Source organism: Calothrix sp. FACHB-168 (genome assembly GCF_963889195.1).
GTDB classification, from domain to species: Bacteria; Cyanobacteriota; Cyanobacteriia; order Cyanobacteriales; family Nostocaceae; genus Aulosira; species Aulosira anomala_A.
Map to the genome: position 1 here is coordinate 77,509 of NZ_CAWPNJ010000063.1, position 19,626 is coordinate 97,134.

Here is a 19,626-nt window from a genome sequence, read left to right on the forward strand (position 1 = left end):
AACGAGATTAATCATGTTAACCAACACACAAAACACTAATATTTCTACTTCACAACTCAACAAGCAACCTGATGCTTTAGGTCGCTTTGGTCAATTCGGTGGTAAGTATGTTCCAGAAACATTAATGCCTGCATTAAGCGAGTTAGAATCAGCGTTTTACAAGTATCGTGATGATGTGAATTTCCAAACTGAACTGCAAAATCTCCTCCGTGATTATGTAGGACGCGCAACCCCTCTTTACTTTGCAGAACGCTTAACTCAGCACTACGCCCGTCCAGATGGCAGCAACCCGCAAATTTACTTAAAGCGTGAAGATTTAAATCACACAGGCGCACACAAAATAAATAATGCTCTGGCGCAGGTTTTACTGGCAAAGCGCATGGGTAAAAAAAGAATTATTGCGGAAACAGGAGCCGGTCAACATGGTGTAGCAACGGCAACAGTCTGCGCTCGTTTTGGTCTGGAATGCGTGATTTATATGGGCATTCACGACATGGAACGACAAGCTTTAAATGTGTTTCGGATGCGCTTAATGGGTGCAGAAGTCCGTCCTGTGGTAGCGGGAACAGGAACCCTCAAAGACGCTACCTCGGAAGCAATTCGGGATTGGGTAACAAATGTGGAAACAACCCACTATATTCTCGGTTCAGTGGCTGGCCCCCATCCCTATCCGATGATGGTGCGAGAGTTTCAAGGGATAATTGGCAAGGAAACTCGCGCTCAAGCACAGGAAAAATGGGGCGGACTACCAGATATTCTCCTGGCTTGTGTAGGTGGAGGTTCCAATGCGATCGGGCTTTTCCATGAGTTTATCGATGAATCTTCTGTGCGCTTGATTGGTATTGAGGCGGCGGGTGAAGGTATTGATACTCAAAAACACGCAGCGACTCTCACAAAAGGACGAGTGGGAGTTTTACACGGTGCAATGAGTTACGTGTTGCAAGATGAGGATGGACAGATTATTGAGGCGCACTCAATCAGTGCGGGATTAGATTATCCTGGTGTCGGCCCAGAACACAGTTATTTGAAGGAAATTGGACGTGCTGAATACTACAGCATCAGCGATGCAGAGGCGCTGGCGGGATTTCAACGTCTATCCCAACTTGAAGGAATTATTCCGGCGCTGGAAACATCTCATGCGATCGCTTTTTTAGATCGGCTTTGTCCCCAACTCACTGGTAGTCCCCGCATTATTATCAACTGTTCCGGACGGGGTGACAAAGATGTGCAAACAGTTGCCAAATTTTTCCCCCCTGCATAAATCAATCATCATCTCCGCTAAATAGTCAATATAGGCGTTGCATCAATGCGGGATGAATTAACGGTTAAACCATGATTGAGCAACGCCTCAAGATCAATTACTTAGGAAGCTATCACAATGATTAACAATGATTTTCTCACAAATGATTGGCATGTAGTCGCAAGTTCTCAAGACTTGCAACCAGGAAAAATCCTCAAAGTTCGTCTGCTTGGTCAAGATGTGATACTTTGGCGTAATGGCAACCAAGCTGTGGCTTGGGAAGACAGATGTCCTCACCGGGGTGCTAGTCTCGCACGGGGATGGGTTGAGAACGATACTGTTGTTTGTCCTTATCACGGTCTTGCTTTCAACGGTGAAGGTAAATGTTCCCACGTTCCCGCTCATCCAGACCAACCACCACCAACCCGCTCTAAGGCTTGTATGAAAACATACCACATTCAAGAGCGTTATGGCATGATCTGGGTTTGTTTGGGGACACCACAGCAAGATGTTCCTGGCTTTGAAGAATGGGATGATCCAAACTATAACAAGTTCTTCTTTAATGCTGCTCTCTATCGTTCTAGCGCTCCCCGCGCTTTAGAAAACTTCATAGATGTCAACCACGTACCCTTTGTACACAATGGTACTTTAGGTAACCCAGAGTATGCAAAGACCAGTAGCTATAAAGTAGAGGTGAAAGAAGATGGTATTCACATCCACGAGGCTGGTGCTTGGCAAACTGATCTGAAAATGACTGGAGAGGGAAATACCGATCGCGCCAATTTCCATATCTTGCGTCCCTTGACTGTATGCTTGCGTCGGGGAACAGAATCTGAACGCATGATCATCTTTTTTACCGTCACTCCTACAGATGAAGAAGAGTGCTTTGCTTGGCGGTGGATGTTCTTAAATTATCCGGTTCCAGAGCAAGAATTTAAGGATTTCACCCAAACAATTATTCAACAAGATGTAGAAGCTGTAGAATCCCAAAAACCCCTACGTTTACCACTAGACTTGCAAGCGGAATATCATTTACCAAGCGATCGCGCTACTGTTACTTACCGCAAATGGCTCAAACATTTGAATGTAAATTTTGGCACCATCGCCGCATGATATCCCAGAAATTACACCAAATTAGAGCTAAGTAACAAGAAAATCTGTTCTTTTATGTTTTAATTTCTGTCTATCTCGTGTTAGCTAATTCGTGGTAAGATTTTCAGCTAAGTTTAATTGCATAAAAATGTCGCCTAAATGGAGACAATCAGCTACTGGTTTAACTATGTTTACCTGAGAGTTTTGCATTTAAAAAGCTTGACCAACTAAGTTTAAAAAATATCCAAGTCTAATTTTTAACGCTAAAAATAGCCAGGTGTGAGGGAAAATGCTGAAGAAAGTTGTTAATATCAAGACTGACCAAAAATTGCCGGGTAATATTGTCAAAAGTGTAAGTTCTTTAAGCTTATTACTGCTATTAACTTATCCAGCAAGGGCACAAAATGCACCAGAGTCTTTCCCAGAATTAGAAATAGCAGAAAGTACATCTGGAATGAGCCAAGTGACAAATGTCAGTCAGCTGAGTGATATTTTACCTACCGATTGGGCATTCACAGCATTGCAATCCTTGGTGGAACGCTATGGTTGCATAGCTGGATATCCTAATTCTACCTTTCGCGGGAATCGGGCTATGACCCGTTATGAGTTTGCAGCCGGACTCAATGCTTGCTTACAACGGGTGAATGAACTGATTGCAACAGCAACTACAGATTTGGTCAAAAAAGAAGACTTGGCGACTTTGCAAAAGCTACAGGAGGATTTTGGCGCTGAATTAGCAACTTTGCGCGGTCGGGTTGATACTCTAGAAGTACGTACAGCTGAATTAGAAGCCCATCAATTCTCCACAACTACCAAACTTGGTGGTCAGGTCATTATTTCTGTGAATACTGGGGGGTTTAGTGGCGATCGCATTATTGACCCTAATGGTCGAGTACTTGCTACCTCTAACCCCAATCCTACAGTATTGTATCGAGCCGGAATTGATTTAAACACCAGTTTCCACGGAACCGACTTACTAAAAATTCGTCTGGAAGGTGCAACTGGTGTGATAGACAATGGTCGTCCCGATGGTGGTAGAGACAATGCAGCCGGAGTCCTAGAGCCGTTTTTTGGTAGTGTTACCGACTACTCAGTCAAGCCGCCTACGGTGGGGACATTCGATATCGGCAGACTAGTTTACACTTTTAGACCCATTTCAGACCTTGCAGTTTCTATCGGCCCGGATATTCGCACCACGGATTATGTTGACCGTAACAGTTACGCTAATCTCAGCTTTTTGGACTTTAGCACTCAGGCGTTTGCAAATAATTATATCCTTTTCCCTGTTGACGGCCCTGCGGCTGGGGCTGCAATTGACTGGAAGCCAGGAAACGGAGCATTTGCGGTGCGGGCGTTATATGCTGCTGGAGACCCCGCTAACCCTGGTAGAAGCGGAGTAAATATCAGCACTGCAAGATTTACTCCCTTACTGTATCCCAGCGATTTTGCCCCCACTGCTCAGAGCGATCGCGGTTTATTTGGCGATACCTATCAAGGTACAGTGGAATTAGAATATTCACCCTCTAGGAATTTTGCCCTGCGCCTACAATACAGTGGTGGTGAAGTATTTGCTAAACGCTTTGATGTCATTGGGGCAAATGTGGAACTCACACTCAGCCAAAGGTTTGGTATTTTTGGACGCTACGGTTACGGTAGCTATAATGACACCGCCTTTGGGGACATTAAACCCAATTATTGGATGGCAGGGATTGCGGTACGAGATTTGTTTACACGGGGTGCTTTAGCTGGAATTGCCGTTGGTCAGCCATTTATTGTCAATCAAATTGGTGATTCTACTCAGACTAATTACGAGGCGTTTTATAATTACCCATTTAGCCGGAATATCCAAATTACACCCACAATTCAAGTAATTGATCATGCGGGGAATCAAGGAAGCAACGGCACAATTTTTACAGGCACACTCCGTACAGTCTTTTCTTTTTAGGAGTAAATGTCACAAGCACACATTTAGGAAATTCCAAATGAAAAAATGGCATTGCTGAATAAAGGGATGAAAATTCAAAATTTGATTTTTCAAACTCTTACTCTCTGCGCCTCTGCGCCTCTGCGTGAGACAAAAATCATCCCATCAATCAGCAACGCCGAAAAAATATTCCAATCATTAACAACTTACCAAACCCGCAACTCGTAGGGGCGAGGGTTACCCAGTGGTGTCAACTTAACGCAAAACCCAGCTACCGCAAGGAACTGAAGTTCCTTGCTAATAGCCAAAGTCATCTAAAGATGACTAGTGGTTCATCGCATTAATTCTGTGGGGTAAGTTTCTTCTTATTTTCTCTTCCTTTGTGTACTTCGTGTCTACCCTGCGGGAACGACTTCGTCGAATGCGGTTCGTTTTGTACCCCTCGAAATTTTTGCGACAGACTACTAGATATCCTCAAAATCTTGAGTCTACTTCAGTAGACTTTGGCTATTAGCCTTGGAATTCATTCCAAGGCGGGTGACTCGATCAAGGATAATTAGTAACGATACTCAATAGCTGTCACAAAGTTACCATCTACACAGATTTTTTTAACGCAGCCATTAAGTATTGCTCTTTTATCTTGAGGATTCAGTCCTTGCCAGTAATTTTTATTAGCAAAAGCCTTAATAATACGTTCTTTAGCAATCAACGATTCTCTAGATATATTATTAATTGTTCCCAGTGCGATCGCTATTTGTTCTTTGATGTCATTTTTAATTTGTTCTATTGCCGAACTTGGTGGTAAAATTTCTAAATTATTCAACGATGCCCGCAGAGTTTTCACTTCTGGCGGTTCTTCTATTATCGGTGGTTTATCTGCTTCTACCAAGTTAGCTAATCGTTCAGCTTCTTGTGATAATAAATCTGCCACTTGAATATCTAATTTTTTTGAAGAAATCATATCTTTATGATTACAATTACCAGCTTTATACAAGCGACACTGATAATAGTAAATAGCTTGCCCATGCTTATCTACTCGTTTTGCATGGCGCGTCATGGAACCTCCGCAATGAGCGCATTTAATTAAATTAGAAAATGGGTTAACTTCATTATCTTCTCTAGAAGCCCATCGATTATGACGATTACCGCGAATAATTTGTTTTATTTGTTCGTGTTCGGCACAGGTAATAATGGCTTCATCATCATGGGTTCCCCATTTTACCTTCCACTCATCAAAATGTTTGCGCTTTCCTTTAGATTTCACATAAGTATCAAAAGGCAAACCCCCTGCATAAACAGGATTAACTAATAATGCTTTTAAACCGGGAATTGACCATCTTAACCCAGACCAAGGATAACGCAAAGGGTGATTAGCTTTAGCTGGTATAAAGACAAATTTATCTAAGTCTTCATCGCTGATAATTCGTGTAGATTTTTCTGTTTTATTCCAATCAAAAGCTTTTGTTTCTATGCCAAAATCTGAGTGCAATTTACGCACCGTAGCTGCAACGGAACCGCATTCAAAAAAAGTATTAAAAATATATCTAGCTACATCTGATACAGTTAATTCTCTTCGCCCTGCTAACAAGCAAACGCAGGGAGAATTATCCCGTACATATTTATCGTTGTGGATGCGGTATCCTAATGGTGCAACGCGGTGACTTTTTCCTTGGGTAACTCGATGACGGCGTTCGCTTTTTAATCTCTCCGTTACCATTCTCACTTCAAATTTAGCAGCAGCGAGCAACATATCAATGGTTAATTCTCCACCCAAACTGTCTGGATCGACTCCTTGATCTAAAGCTATAAGCTTAATTCCCTTGGAGCGTAATACCTCTAACAATGAATAAAATAAACGGGATGATGAACCAATGCGATCGATGCGGGTAAATTGCAGAGATATTACCTTACCTTTTGCAGATGTCTTCAAGTCATTAATTAATTGTTGTAACCCTTCCCTAACTTCCGTTGTCCGTGACTGAATATCCCAGTAAACTTTGGCACATCCAGCATTTTGCAAGCGTTCTATTTGTTTACGCAACGCACCTTTATCTGTTTGCTGCTCCTCACCGCTAACCCTTGCGTAACCCCAACTTTCCATAACAGCGCATAGACACAACCTTTATTATATTTGATAGTGAATACTTCTATTCTCAGAAATTCTCTGAGCAGTTACAAAAGCGTCAACCCCAGGTGAACTATGAGGGATAAAATATAAAGGATGAAGTATTGAATCTAGAATTCCACGGAAAAATAAGGCAGAGATGCTCAAACTGCCTGTGAAAGACTAGCTTGATACTTCACCTTTCTCCCTTCATCTTTCATCTTTGATAATTCATAATTCCTAAATTAAAGCCAATGCAAAGCAACTGCATTTATCTCGATAATAATGCCACTACAAAGGTAGATCCAGAAGTTGTAGAGCTGATATTGCCCTACTTAACGGAATATTACGGCAATCCCTCTAGTATGCATACCTTTGGCGGACAACTAGCCAAAGCCGTGAAAACAGCAAGAGAACAACTTGCAGCCCTTCTGGGAGCAGATGAGTCAGAAATTGTCTACACTAGTTGCGGTACTGAAGGTGATAATGCAGCAATTCGCGCTGCACTGTTGGCACAACCAGACAAACGCCACATTATTACAACTCAAGTTGAACACCCAGCAGTACTGAATGTCTGCAAACAATTAGAAACCCAAGGTTACAGTGTTACCTATCTTTCAGTAAATCGTCAGGGACAATTGGATCTCAATGAGCTAGAAGCTTCCTTGACAGGTAACACAGCTTTGGTAACCACGATGTATGCCAATAACGAAACTGGCGTGGTTTTCCCCATCGAGCAAATTGGCTTACGTGCCAAAGAATATGGCGCTTTATTTCACGTTGATGCGGTGCAAGCAGTGGGCAAAATCCCCCTGAATATGAAGAATAGCACCGTAGATATGCTGACTCTTTCTGGTCATAAAATACATGCACCTAAAGGTATCGGTGCTTTGTATATAAGACGCGGTGTGAGATTCCGTCCCTTCTTAATTGGTGGACATCAAGAACGCGGGCGGCGTGCCGGAACAGAGAACGTTCCAGGGATTGTTGCTCTCGGTAAAGCTGCCGAACTGGAAATGTTACATTTAGAAGAAGCGACTAAGAGAGAAAGAAGGCTGCGCGATCGCCTAGAACAAACCTTACTCGCTCAAATCCCTGACTGTGAAGTTAACGGCGATACAACACAGAGATTGCCCAACACCACCAACATTGGCTTCAAATACATTGAAGGCGAAGCCATTCTGCTACTACTCAACAAATACGGTATCTGTGCCTCATCCGGTTCAGCTTGTACATCTGGCTCTTTGGAACCTTCCCACGTATTGCGGGCAATGGGCTTACCCTACACCACTTTACATGGTTCCATCCGCTTTAGCCTCTGTCGCTACACCACAGAAGCCGAAATCGATCAAGTAATTGCGGTTATGCCAGAAATTGTCGAACGTTTGCGTGCCCTTTCACCCTTCAAAAATGATGAAGCTGGCTGGCTGCAAGCGCAAGAACAAACATTGGCTCATCGTTAGAGGCTAGGGATTAGGGATTAGGGAAGGGAGACAATTAACTGTTAACTGTTGACTGTTGACTGTTGCCCCATGCCCCATGCCCCATGCCCAATGCCCCATTCCAAAATCCAAACTCTAAAATCCTAAATCGGCTATGTGGGACTACACAGATAAAGTATTAGAATTGTTTTACAATCCCAAGAATCAGGGAGTCATCGAAGAAGCTGAAGAAACTGGGGTGAAGGTAGCGACTGGGGAAGTAGGTAGCATTGCTTGTGGTGATGCTTTAAGACTACACCTGAAAGTTGAAGTCGCTAGCGATAAGATTCTTGATGCCCGCTTTCAAACCTTTGGCTGCACAAGTGCGATCGCATCTTCCAGCGCTTTAACCGAAATGATTAAGGGTTTAACTTTAGATGAAGCCCTCAATGTATCGAATAAAGACATTGCAGAATATCTGGGCGGATTGCCAGAAGCAAAAATGCACTGCTCTGTCATGGGACAAGAAGCCCTAGAAGCAGCTATATATAACTATCGTGGCATTCCCTTGGCGGCTCATGATGACGATGATGAAGGCGCATTAATTTGTAGCTGCTTTGGTATCAGCGAATCCAGAATTCGGCGCGTGATTTTGGAAAATAACCTCACTGATGCGGAACAGGTAACAAATTATGTGAAAGCTGGTGGCGGATGCGGTTCCTGTTTGGCGAATATTGATGATATTATTAAAGAAGTTCAGCAAGAAGCCGCAACACCTGCAATCAACAACTACGGCGTGAAAGTTGCAACCGATATTGCTACTGGTAAACAATCACAACTCGGACTCACAAATGTGCAGAAAATTGCACTGATTCAAAAGGTCTTAGATGAAGAAGTCAGACCCGTTCTGATTGCTGATGGTGGAGATGTTGAACTTTACGATGTTGACGGCGATCGCGTCAAGGTTCTGCTTCAAGGAGCATGTGGTTCTTGTTCTAGCAGCACAGCAACTCTCAAAATTGCCATAGAAGCCAGATTGCAGGATCGTGTCAGCAAGAACCTGATAGTTGAAGCCGTCGAGCCACTGCTATAAAGCTTTACGCACCACACAAATACACCTAATGTGCAAGACTCAAAGAAACAGAAAGTAGGATTTGACCGAGACAATTCACTTCGCATCAATGAATTAAATCCTACCCACAACAGACAGCTTAAGCACATAGGCAAGTATTCAACGCCTAATTGCGATTTCCATAATCCAACTCGCTTCAAAGGAATGAGGATATGAGCGCACTGTACGAAAAAATTGGTGGACAAGCCACTCTCGATAAAGTAGTTGCAGATTTGCACAAACGCATCCAAGCAGACAGCAGCGTGAATACTTTCTTCGCTAAGACAGATATGGCGAAGCAACGCGGTCACTTTGTTGCATTCGTAGCTCAGTTACTGGAAGGGCCCAAGCAATATGCAGGCCGCCCAATGGACAAAACCCATACTGGTATGAACATCCAGCCCCAACACTTTGATGTGGTTGCTAAACACCTCAGTGATGCAATGGCAGCCAATGGAGTATCTGCTGATGATATCAGCGCTGCAATGGCTCGCGTCTCCAATGTCAAAGGCGCTATTTTGAACAAGTAATTTGGACTTGATGATTGATTGTTGACGAAGAGATTCAGTCAAGTTCTACCAGGTGTTTCTATCTGAATCATAAGTATTTGTAAAGTGCGTAATTACCTTTGTTAATAGTCATTTCATGGCTATTAACAAAGAATAAAAGAAAAAAAATTTAATTTGACCGAGGAACATAGTACATGTCTTTACAACCGATAGTTTTTGCTGTGGAGCGATCGCCCCCGGCGACGTTCTACACAAACTCACTCCGAGCTTCAACGGGCGTGAGACCCAACAGACCAAAGCAAAAGACCCACCAACCAACCAATTGCAGGAAACACGAACCATGACTGACGAAAATATTAGACAGATAGCTTTCTACGGTAAAGGTGGTATCGGTAAATCTACCACCTCCCAAAACACCCTTGCAGCTATGGCAGAAATGGGTCAGCGCATCATGATTGTGGGTTGTGACCCTAAGGCTGACTCCACCCGTTTGATGCTCCATGCTAAAGCTCAAACCACAGTTCTTCACTTGGCTGCTGAACGTGGTGCAGTTGAAGACTTGGAACTCGAAGAAGTAATGCTGACCGGTTTCCGTGGTGTTAAGTGCGTAGAATCTGGTGGTCCAGAACCCGGTGTAGGTTGTGCCGGTCGTGGTATCATCACCGCTATTAACTTCTTGGAAGAAAACGGTGCTTACCAAGACCTAGACTTCGTATCTTACGACGTATTAGGTGACGTTGTATGCGGTGGTTTCGCTATGCCTATTCGTGAAGGTAAAGCACAAGAAATCTACATCGTTACATCTGGTGAAATGATGGCGATGTACGCTGCTAACAACATCGCTCGCGGTATTTTGAAATATGCTCACTCTGGTGGTGTGCGCTTGGGTGGTTTGATTTGTAACAGCCGTAAAACTGACCGGGAACACGAACTTATCGAAACCTTGGCAAAACGGTTGAACACCCAAATGATTCACTTCGTACCTCGCGACAACATCGTTCAACACGCTGAATTGCGTCGGATGACTGTTAACGAGTACGCTCCTGACAGCAACCAGTCTCAAGAATACCGCGCATTAGCTAAGAAGATCATCAACAACACCAACCTCACCATTCCAACACCAATCGAAATGGATGAATTAGAAGCACTGTTGATCGAATACGGTATCCTTGACGACGATTCTAAGCACGCAGATATCATCGGTAAGCCCGCAGAAGCTTCCGCTAAGTAAGCTCAGTAAGCAAAGTTTTAGGAAAAGGGAATACCTACATCACTTCCCTTTTACCTTTGATCTAATTTCTATCCCCCACGGGGACGAAGAGTCCCCAACCCCATAGGGGAAATCCCCTACCCTGACTATCCCGGTTCCTTAGGAGCAAGAGAGACTAGAAATGACTCCTCCAGAAAACAAGAATATCGTTGACGAAAGAAAAGAACTAATTAAAGAAGTTCTCCAAGCCTATCCCGAAAAAGCAGCTAAAAAACGGGAAAAGCACTTAAATGTATACGAAGAAGGTAAGTCTGACTGCGGCGTTAAGTCTAACATCAAATCTTTACCTGGTGTAATGACCGCTCGTGGTTGTGCTTATGCAGGTTCAAAAGGTGTGGTTTGGGGCCCTATTAAGGACATGATCCACATCAGCCACGGGCCTGTAGGTTGCGGTTACTGGTCTTGGTCTGGTCGTCGTAACTACTACATTGGTACAACTGGTGTTGATACCTTTGGTACCATGCACTTCACCTCCGACTTCCAAGAAAGAGACATCGTTTTCGGTGGTGACAAAAAACTCTTAAAGTTGATTCAAGAACTAGAAGTACTGTTCCCCCTCAGCCGTGGTGTTTCTATTCAATCTGAATGTCCCATCGGTTTGATTGGGGATGACATCGAAGCCGTAGCTAAGAAAGCAGCTAAAGAAATCAACAAGCCTGTTATTCCTGTACGTTGCGAAGGCTTCCGTGGTGTGTCTCAGTCTTTGGGTCACCACATCGCTAACGACCAAATTCGTGACTGGGTATTCCCCAGAGCCGACCAAGCCAAGAAAGACGGTACACTGCCTTTCGATTCTACTCCTTATGACGTAGCTATTATTGGTGACTACAACATCGGTGGTGATGCTTGGGCTAGCCGGATTCTGTTAGAAGAATTAGGCTTGCGTGTAGTTGCTCAGTGGTCTGGTGACGGCGCGTTATGATTAACAAGAACGCCGTGCAAACCAAGCCAAAACACTCAAGGATTGCGGGCGCGATCGCATAACTAATAATATTAATGATGATTTTTAACGAGTTTGCAGGGCAGACACACACTTTTAGCCGATACCTGGGCGACCCAATTTCCAACAATGTGGCGGAGTATAACGCATTAAGTGAAAAAATCAGGTTTGTTATTCCGGTTTCACAACGTTGCTAATTTTCGATAAATTATTGAATGTACTCACAATTACAGTCATGCATATTGAAAAGCTGCACATTCAAAATTTTAGAGGATTGCAGGAAATTATCCTAAACTTTCCTCAAAGCAACGAATCGGTATTTATTGGTATAAACGGTGCAGGCAAGTCTTCGATTTTAGATTGTATGGCGATAATGTTAGCTCAATTTGTAGCTAGACTCCGCAATAGTAAAAAATTAGAAGTGAGGTTTACAGAAAATGATATAAATGTTAATTCTAATTCTACTGATAATACTATAACAATTTTAACAGGACAGGGAGAAAAGTTATCTTGGAAGATGCTGCAAGAACGTGTATATACACAAGATAAAAGTAACTATGATGATATTACTTATTATATTAAACGCCTACAAGAGAATTTAAAATCTCATCCTGATTTCAATTTACCAGTAATGGTTTATTATCAAACCCATAGAATGGTTTTGAAAAATCCGTATACTTTTAAAAATAAGGGCAGCCAGAAAACTAAGAAAGAACTGTATCATCAATTGTATGCTTACGAAAAAGCTTTTTCTACAGGGGTCAACGACTTCCAGGATTTTTTTGATTGGTTTAAAGAAGAGGAAGATTATGAAAATGAAATTAGATTAAGAGATAATCGTAATTATAGAAACCCTAAATTAGAGATTGTCAGAAGAGCTATTACAAATTTCTTAGAGAGATTTTCTAGCAGTCATTTTTCGGATTTACGAGTAGTAAGGTCAACAACAAACCGAGATTTTTATTCTGACCAAGTTCCCAGTCAACCTTCATTGACTATTACAAAAAATCGTCAAGATTTAAGGTTAGAGCAACTATCTGATGGTGAAAAGATGTTATTAATGATAGTCACCGACTTAGCAAGGCGATTGGCAATTGCTAACCCAAGTTCTAATGATGCGTTATCAGGAGAAGGAATAGTTTTAATTGATGAAATAGACTTGCATTTACATCCCCAGTGGCAGAGGACTGTAATTCGCAGTTTGACACAAACATTTCCTAATTGTCAATTTATTGTGACTACTCATTCGCCGCAGGTATTGAGTGGAGTCAGAAGAGAAAATGTATTTATTTTAGAAAATTCTCAGTTAGTCGAGAATACACCCTATACCTATGGCAAAGATAGTAACTCAATTTTATATGAATTAATGAATGTAAAAGAAAGACCAAATGAAGTACAACAGCAGATAAATCACTGTTTTCAATTAATAGATGATGGTCGCTTAGAAGCAGCTAAATCGGCTTTAAAGGAATTATCTAATTTACTTGGTGAGAATGATTCAGAAGTAGTTCGTGCTAATACACTTATTGGTTTTTTAGAAGATTAGATAATTACAAATATGAAGCGTATTATCAAGGGTAGGGAACCTCAATCATTACTTGAGCATCGCCTTAAATCTTTTGCTGATTATGATAATTATTCTGAAAAAGATGAATTACGCGAATCTTTACTAACCGAGCAAGGACATATTTGCTGCTATTGTATGCAACGTATTAGTGCTGACAGAATGAAAATTGAACATTGGCAATCACAAGATGAATATGAAGAACTTCAATTAGATTACAATAATTTGCTTGGTGCTTGTGAAGGTGGTCAAGGTTCGCCAAGTCACTTGCAACATTGTGATACAAAGAAGGGTAATACAGAAATTACTATTAATCCTCTTGATAATCATAGAAATTGTGAAGATTTAATTAAATATTTAGGTAATGGAAAAATTGCTTCTGATGATGTGACTATAAATAATGATTTAAATCAAGTTTTAAATCTCAATATGCAAACTTTAGTTAATAATAGGAAAGAAGTTTTAGAACTTGTACTTAAACAGCTAAAAAGTCAATATCCCAAGGGAGATTGGACAGAAGCAATTTTAAATAGAAAAATTCAACAGTGGAGTGATAGACAAAATGACGGTAAATATAAACCTTATTGTCAAATAGTTATTTATCATTTAAGAAAGAAATTATCTAGTATAAGTCGGCGGAAGTAAAATAACCATGATCGGTAGCCCAAAAGCTTAAAATCAACATTTTTCACATGGAATTAAGTTGATAAATTATTGTATTAAGCTCTAAGCAAAAGTGCAGCAAGAGAAACTTTCAAGCTTGTAGGCTTGATACCTTCCGAAGCAATTAAATTTAAAATATCAGTATCTTGTACTAGGCTAACAACAAAGGTAGCATCATCTAGTTTTGATTTCTCTCCATCTGTATATTCGCGTAGAAGTTTTTGTACACCCTTAGTTTCTTTCCAGGTATTTAATTTTTTGAAAGTATTCCTAACGTTTGTCCTATCCAGTCCTGAAGGGAAACTATCAAGCATACTAACTCGGCGTTGGATGCGAGTAATCCGTTCTGAGGTAATATTAATATTTTCTAATGTTTCAGGTTGTGCTAGTTCCGCAGAACGTTGTTTTTTAAGAGTTACTAGCTGGTTATAAAGTTTTTGTAGTTCTGACAGTAGATATTTACTAGAAAATACGTCTCCTGCTTCTGGAGTTTTAAAGGCGTTTGCTATGGCTAGTCCATATCCATCTCGTTCTCCTGTTTGGTCATTCCAGTAAACAGTTTGTTTTTGTTGGGGAATTGGTTCGCCATTCGGGCCAAAATATTCCACAGTTAAGGCTACTAATCCTGTAGGTTCGGATTTTTCTCCTGTACGCCGTCCCAAAGCAATGGGTTTGGCTTGATAATCTTCTCCCAGTTTTTCAATTAATTTGCTGAGTTCTTCGCTATGCAGGATTTCGTTTTGGGTGTAAAGGTCGCGGTTAGTTTCCTGTTTTTGATAAGTTTCTTCTTGCAGGTTTCCTTGTTCCATACGTCTAGCTTTAACTAGGCTGTTAAGAAAATCAATGTATCCTGGGAGAACTTCATCATCAAATAGGGTATCGCCGTAAATAGAAGCGCCTAGTGTATCGACACTAGAAATACTGGGTATTTCTCCATCTGCACTCACAATATCTCCTACGAGTTTTTTATTCAGGTTGCTTAAACGGCTGGCTTGTCTTAATAGTTGGCTTTCGCTGTTGGCATAGTAAATAGAAATATTCTGACATTTGTGTTGTTTAGGTCTATCAATGCGACCAATCCGTTGCTCTAAAATCATGGGATTCCAGGGGAGGTCGATGTTGATTAAATAATCTGCATCTTGAAGATTTTGACCAACTGAGAGGGTTTCTGAACCGATTAGAATGGCAATTTCTTCTTCTTGGTTTGGTCTTTCTGTAGCATTTTTACAAGTAGCTGCTGGGGCAAATAACCGAAATATTTGTTGTCGCTTTAAACCAGTTTTTTGGCTGCTTCCTCGAAGGATATTGTAAGGAGTAACTTGCAGTTGTTGCTCGGAATTATTGGGATAATATCTTTTAGTAGAACCAATAGCCATACCGATACCTTTAGTTGCTATTTCTACATCAGCAGCCATGTAACGGTAATAGTCAATTACTGTATCTGAGAAGGTGGAAATTAGCAGTACTTTATGACCCAGGCTAACTAATTGGCGTACTTTTTGGGTAACTTGTTCTCGTTTATGGTCTTTGACAAATTCATCTGCTAACAAATTTTGAATCTGTTGTAATTGATTTAAATCGCCCGCACAATCAGCCAGCATTCTGTTATGAATAGCTTGAGCTTCTTGAGAATTATTGCGGAGGGCATCGGTAGCAATATCTATGGAACGACGCAGTTGTTGCCGTTTTTGTTGTTGTTCTGCGCTATTTTCTTCGTTTTCATCCTCCTCTTCTTCTTCATAATCTTCATCCCAAATTTCACGGTCATCTATGTCTAAAAAATCAATATCAATTTTCTTGTCTGATTCAAAACCGTAGTGCAATAATAGAAATTCCTTTAAGCCATCTGCGTCGGGGGAAACAGCTTCTAACTGTTCTTGCATTTTGCGAATGCGATCGCCAAAATTTTTGATTGTGCGGCGCAAAGCGTACATACTGGATTCAGCCCGTTGCAGGAAAAAGCGGCGTTGGTTGCGTAACAGGCTGCGTTGTTCTACTCTGCCGCGTAGGTAACGAATTGGATCTGCAAAGGGAATAAATAAACTGGTTTCAAATTGGGTAAATATCTGATCAAGGGCTTGTTCAGTGCTGGTTTCAAATTCTACAGGTAACCATTCTGCTACCCGCTTGGCATATAAATTGAGGTCGGGGGTGGCATCTCGCAGCATCTGTCGGGTGCGCTGGAGAAATAGTTCTCGGTAGGTGCGGCGAAAAATATCAGTATCGTCAGTAAAGTTTTCTACTCCTGTTTCCCGGTTTTGGAACCACAAGGCGACTTCTGGGGGAAAACCTAAATCGTTAAAACCTTGTGGACGACTGAGAAAGGGGGAAAGGATGTTATAAATATCTTCTCTGCGGTTATTCCAAGGGGTAGCTGTGAGGAGTAAAAAATAACGTTGTCGTTTGGCTTTGAGGTCTTTTTCTCGAATTTCTAAACAGATTTTGTGGATGCGGTTTTTGTAGTTGCGGATGCCTTCGTGTGCTTCGTCAATAATTACTAAATCAGCGCCACCGTAGCGATTAAAGTCCGCTAGGAAGTTATTTCCTTTGCGGCTCATCAGGTTTTTGTTGTACAACTCATAATCACCACTGTTAAAGCCCAATTCAGCCATTTCTCTTTCCCAGTTGGGGAACAGTTTTTTGGCAGCAATGATAGCAATTCTGGCTTGACTGTGTTGTTCTCGATATAACCGAGTCACGGCGGCTGCTAACCGTGTTTTCCCTAATCCCACGGCATCTGCACAAACGGTAACACCAAAATCCTGCATTACCCTTAAACAGTGTTGCGCTCCAGATTTTTGATGTTCAAACAGGGTTTCTTGGTTAACGAATTGGTCAAGTTGGTCGCTGCGTTCTACACGGAACTGGCGGGGGCGCTGTTGCGCTAACCAGTATAAAAAGTCTTCGGGAGTGCCGTTTTGTCCTTGGAGAATTATTTCTACAGACTGCTGAAAACCAGCAATTTCTGTAAAATCGGGTATTGTTTGAGATGAAGTAACGGTAACGGGTTTATTGGGTGTGGTGTTATAAATCCCAGTACTGGTTTTAACTTTAAATTCCTTGAGGGGAGTCGGTGGGTGGTCAGGGTCTACTTCTACTTGACCAATGATGCGTTCTGGCTGCTGGCTGGTGATGATGACTTTGACCAATTCATCATCAGGGACGGTGATATCTTCTACTTTGTCTAAATTTTGACCAGATATTTCTACTGGGGTGGTTTCTCCAGGGGGAATTTCATCAGGGGTAATGGACTCAATAACGGGTTGGCGAAGCTTGGTGCGGCGTTCTTTTTCTAGTAGTACCTGTTGCAAAAACTCTGGGGATAAGTCAAAGCTGGTGCTTTGTTGCCATTCGGTGTCAAACTGTTGGATACTTTCGCTAATGGTTTCCGCATCCATATTTGATTCCCAAGAGTAAAGAAATGTCACGCTTTCGGCGTTGCGGGAATGGGCGGCGCGGGTAAAGTTATCTGAACCTTCGTGGAGGATGTGGTTATCGAGTATGTCGCTAAGGATACCTGTTTTTTTGTGGTAAATGGCGTGAGTGGGTTCCATTTTTACCAGCTTGATGTAGAGGAACCCCAGGCGGACTAACTCTGCTAAGATTTCTGTACCTGTAAAGGCGTTTTCTTCTAACCCTTGGAGAAATTCTGCTAAGGTGCGATGGGCAAACTGGATGCGGTAGTTGGGGTCATGTAGTTTTTCTAACTCAGCAATATCTGTTTGTTTAGTAAAACCTTGCCAGTCCATGAGCAGGCGAATTTGACCTTCTGTTTGCACAATGGCAGCAAGGGGTTCTTGATATAGCTTGAGAATACCACTGTCAAAGTATGCGGTGGAGCGGCGGTAAATTTGGCTACGTTCTAAAATGTTGCTGATGAAAGTATTGTATTTATCTAGTTCCGCAGGTAGGTTAAATTTGCGACGGCGACCTTTGATTTCTTGGAAGCTACCTGCGAGTAAAGTTTTTTCTTTGGTGACGCTTTCTTGGTTGAGGAATTTTTCAATTATCCTGAGGCGGCTGGTTCTCAAGAGGGCGACACTAGGTAAATCTCCGGCTATGCGGGGAGTATATTCAAATACTTTTGCTTTTTTAAGGTCAATCCGTAGCAGTTTGTGAGTGGCGTTTTTACCGCCGATACCCAAGAAGGAAACGATGTTATGTAAGAAATTGTCAGCATCACGGTGCTTGAAGATAAGCCAATATTGATTGTCAACGCCTTTGATGGGGCTACCCTGAACCAGGAAATAGGGACGTTGTTTGCGAATTAATTCTTGGATGACGGCTTCTAGCACGGTGATAGCTTAATATACGATATATTGTTTCCTCACTTTTCACTTTACCCCTTGATTGGGAAAATAGAAGCTGTTTGAAATACTGACAGCAGATGGTGTGACTACTCAATCGGGAAGCCAGGTATGGCTTCGTCAATTTGTGCCATTAGTTCTATGGTTTCTTTTAGTGCTACAACTATGCGTTGATAGTGTTGAATGTCTTCATTGCTTAATTGTCTACCTTGGCGATCTTTGAGCCATTTTTGACATACTTGATAACCGCCTACGTAGAAGTTCCAGATATTTTCTGGAATTCCAGTAAATTTGTCTCCTTTTTTGTTGATTACTACTTCGTTTTGGTTAATAAATTGAGGATATCTTGCATCAACTAGGCGATTACCTGTATTTTCTATAAATTCAGTAATTAAATTATTTAATTTGTGTGATTTCATTAAATGTAATACTACTAATTCTTCGCCATAAGTTGCTAGTTGGCGGAAAAGTTTATCATCACTGGTGAGAGGTACACGGGGAAAGTCTATTTTGAGGAATTCAGCGTAGCGGGTGCGGTAGGTTGGGGAATGGAAAATGGCGTAGATGTAATAAAAGATGGCTTCTGGTGTGGGGGTATAGCCGAGTTTTGAGGTGATGGTGTTGAGAAATTCGGGGGAAAGATTGGGGCGAGTAGGTTCTTCTAATTCTTTTGGGTTGTTTGGGTTGGGGTGGAGGTAGAGAGGAAAGTGAAAACTATTATTTGATGTTTTTGGAGACATTAAAATTTTTTCTGATATAAGGTTAGTGACTTGTATATGGGCAAATTGTTCACCCTTAGTCATTCTGCTTGTAAGAAGAGCAATATTATCTACTAACATATGTCGCATTACATCACCACGCGGAGTACAGTGAAAGCCCCTTGATTTTCCCGTGTAGTAAGTATAGCGAACATCAAAAGGACGATATAAAATTGGAACTATTTTGTTTTCATCTATATCCGTTCTACGGATATCAGCTTGAGCAAAATTTACTTTCCAGTCTCTTTTATCTTCACCTAATTTATATTTATCTCGTGCATTCTCAACTGGAATATTTACAAAATCTTGAACTATAGTAAACATATCTTTTGAATTCCACTGAATAGCAAAATGGTCGCGTGCGGTAACAATTCCTGTGGAATTTAAAGGAAATATATCTGTTATCTTCCATCCTAATTCGTACTCTACTCGTAAGTCTATATCCTGAGGTACAAAAAGGTAAAAAGGTGAATTACAGTTCAGTGTCTTCCATTGAGTTGTAGTAATATTATTTTGAGAAAGCCAATAGTACTTTCCACCAGAAAGTAAAGCTCCATTTGCTGTATTTTCGTATTCTTTGCGTGTACCCCATAAATGGTTATGAAATATCTTGTTATCTATTTTTTTTATGGGGTTTTTGATGTATATACTTATAGAAACTCCTTGTTGAATATCAAAAATATTTTTATCCACTGAACCGTCTGGTGCGCTATTTTCTTTTTT

At 41.4% G+C, this 19,626-nt stretch carries 12 protein-coding genes and 1 pseudogene; 10 read left to right on the forward strand and 3 right to left on the reverse strand.

Features of this window, described 5'->3' with window-relative positions; genetic code table 11:
- Positions 1-13 precede the first annotated feature (13 nt).
- From trpB to AACW45_RS30875, 3 genes are all read left to right on the forward strand, one after another.
- The gene (trpB, locus tag AACW45_RS30865; RefSeq protein ID WP_190629744.1) at positions 14-1,261 is read left to right on the forward strand and encodes a tryptophan synthase subunit beta; all 1,248 of its coding nucleotides are present in this window, start codon (positions 14-16) and stop codon (positions 1,259-1,261) included.
- A 117-nt stretch (positions 1,262-1,378) separates the two neighbouring features.
- Positions 1,379-2,353 carry an aromatic ring-hydroxylating dioxygenase subunit alpha gene (locus AACW45_RS30870; RefSeq protein ID WP_190629745.1) on the forward strand — a complete coding sequence of 325 codons (975 nt, stop codon included), beginning with the start codon at positions 1,379-1,381 and terminating at the stop codon, positions 2,351-2,353.
- A gap of 268 nt (positions 2,354-2,621) precedes the next feature.
- Complete coding sequence (locus tag AACW45_RS30875) at positions 2,622-4,277, forward strand: iron uptake porin (RefSeq protein WP_190629748.1); 1,656 nt, start codon at positions 2,622-2,624, stop codon at positions 4,275-4,277.
- A gap of 535 nt (positions 4,278-4,812) precedes the next feature.
- On the opposite strand, the gene xisF is transcribed toward AACW45_RS30875, so the two are convergent.
- The gene (gene xisF / locus AACW45_RS30880; protein WP_190629750.1) at positions 4,813-6,357 is read right to left on the reverse strand and encodes a fdxN element excision recombinase XisF; all 1,545 of its coding nucleotides are present in this window, start codon (positions 6,355-6,357) and stop codon (positions 4,813-4,815) included.
- Positions 6,358-6,614: 257 nt separating this feature from the next.
- On the opposite strand from xisF, the gene nifS reads away from it, so the two are divergent.
- From nifS to AACW45_RS30915, 7 genes and pseudogenes are all read left to right on the forward strand, one after another.
- The gene (nifS, locus tag AACW45_RS30885; protein WP_190629752.1) at positions 6,615-7,823 is read left to right on the forward strand and encodes a cysteine desulfurase NifS; all 1,209 of its coding nucleotides are present in this window, start codon (positions 6,615-6,617) and stop codon (positions 7,821-7,823) included.
- 133 nt (positions 7,824-7,956) lie between these two features.
- The gene (nifU, locus tag AACW45_RS30890; protein ID WP_190549293.1) at positions 7,957-8,874 is read left to right on the forward strand and encodes a Fe-S cluster assembly protein NifU; all 918 of its coding nucleotides are present in this window, start codon (positions 7,957-7,959) and stop codon (positions 8,872-8,874) included.
- A 191-nt stretch (positions 8,875-9,065) separates the two neighbouring features.
- Complete coding sequence (locus AACW45_RS30895) at positions 9,066-9,422, forward strand: group I truncated hemoglobin (protein ID WP_096647181.1); 357 nt, start codon at positions 9,066-9,068, stop codon at positions 9,420-9,422.
- A 319-nt stretch (positions 9,423-9,741) separates the two neighbouring features.
- Entirely contained in the window at positions 9,742-10,632 is an 891-nt protein-coding gene (gene nifH / locus AACW45_RS30900) for a nitrogenase iron protein (protein ID WP_096580147.1), read from the forward strand.
- Positions 10,633-10,792: 160 nt separating this feature from the next.
- Positions 10,793-11,590: pseudogene (locus tag AACW45_RS30905) on the forward strand (nitrogenase component 1); the annotation flags it as partial.
- Between the two features lie 232 nt (positions 11,591-11,822).
- Positions 11,823-13,157 carry an AAA family ATPase gene (locus AACW45_RS30910; RefSeq protein ID WP_339385109.1) on the forward strand — a complete coding sequence of 445 codons (1,335 nt, stop codon included), beginning with the start codon at positions 11,823-11,825 and terminating at the stop codon, positions 13,155-13,157.
- 12 nt (positions 13,158-13,169) lie between these two features.
- On the forward strand, positions 13,170-13,820 hold the full coding sequence (locus AACW45_RS30915; protein WP_190629757.1) for a retron system putative HNH endonuclease: 651 nt from the start codon (positions 13,170-13,172) through the stop codon (positions 13,818-13,820).
- Between the two features lie 74 nt (positions 13,821-13,894).
- Here the strand turns inward: AACW45_RS30915 and AACW45_RS30920 are convergent, their stop codons facing one another.
- Positions 13,895-18,133 (reverse strand): helicase-related protein, encoded by a 4,239-nt coding sequence (locus AACW45_RS30920; RefSeq protein WP_190629759.1) that lies wholly within the window; start codon positions 18,131-18,133, stop codon positions 13,895-13,897.
- Positions 18,134-18,234: 101 nt separating this feature from the next.
- The gene (locus AACW45_RS30925; protein WP_313933738.1) at positions 18,235-19,596 is read right to left on the reverse strand and encodes a type ISP restriction/modification enzyme; all 1,362 of its coding nucleotides are present in this window, start codon (positions 19,594-19,596) and stop codon (positions 18,235-18,237) included.
- Positions 19,597-19,626 lie beyond the last annotated feature (30 nt).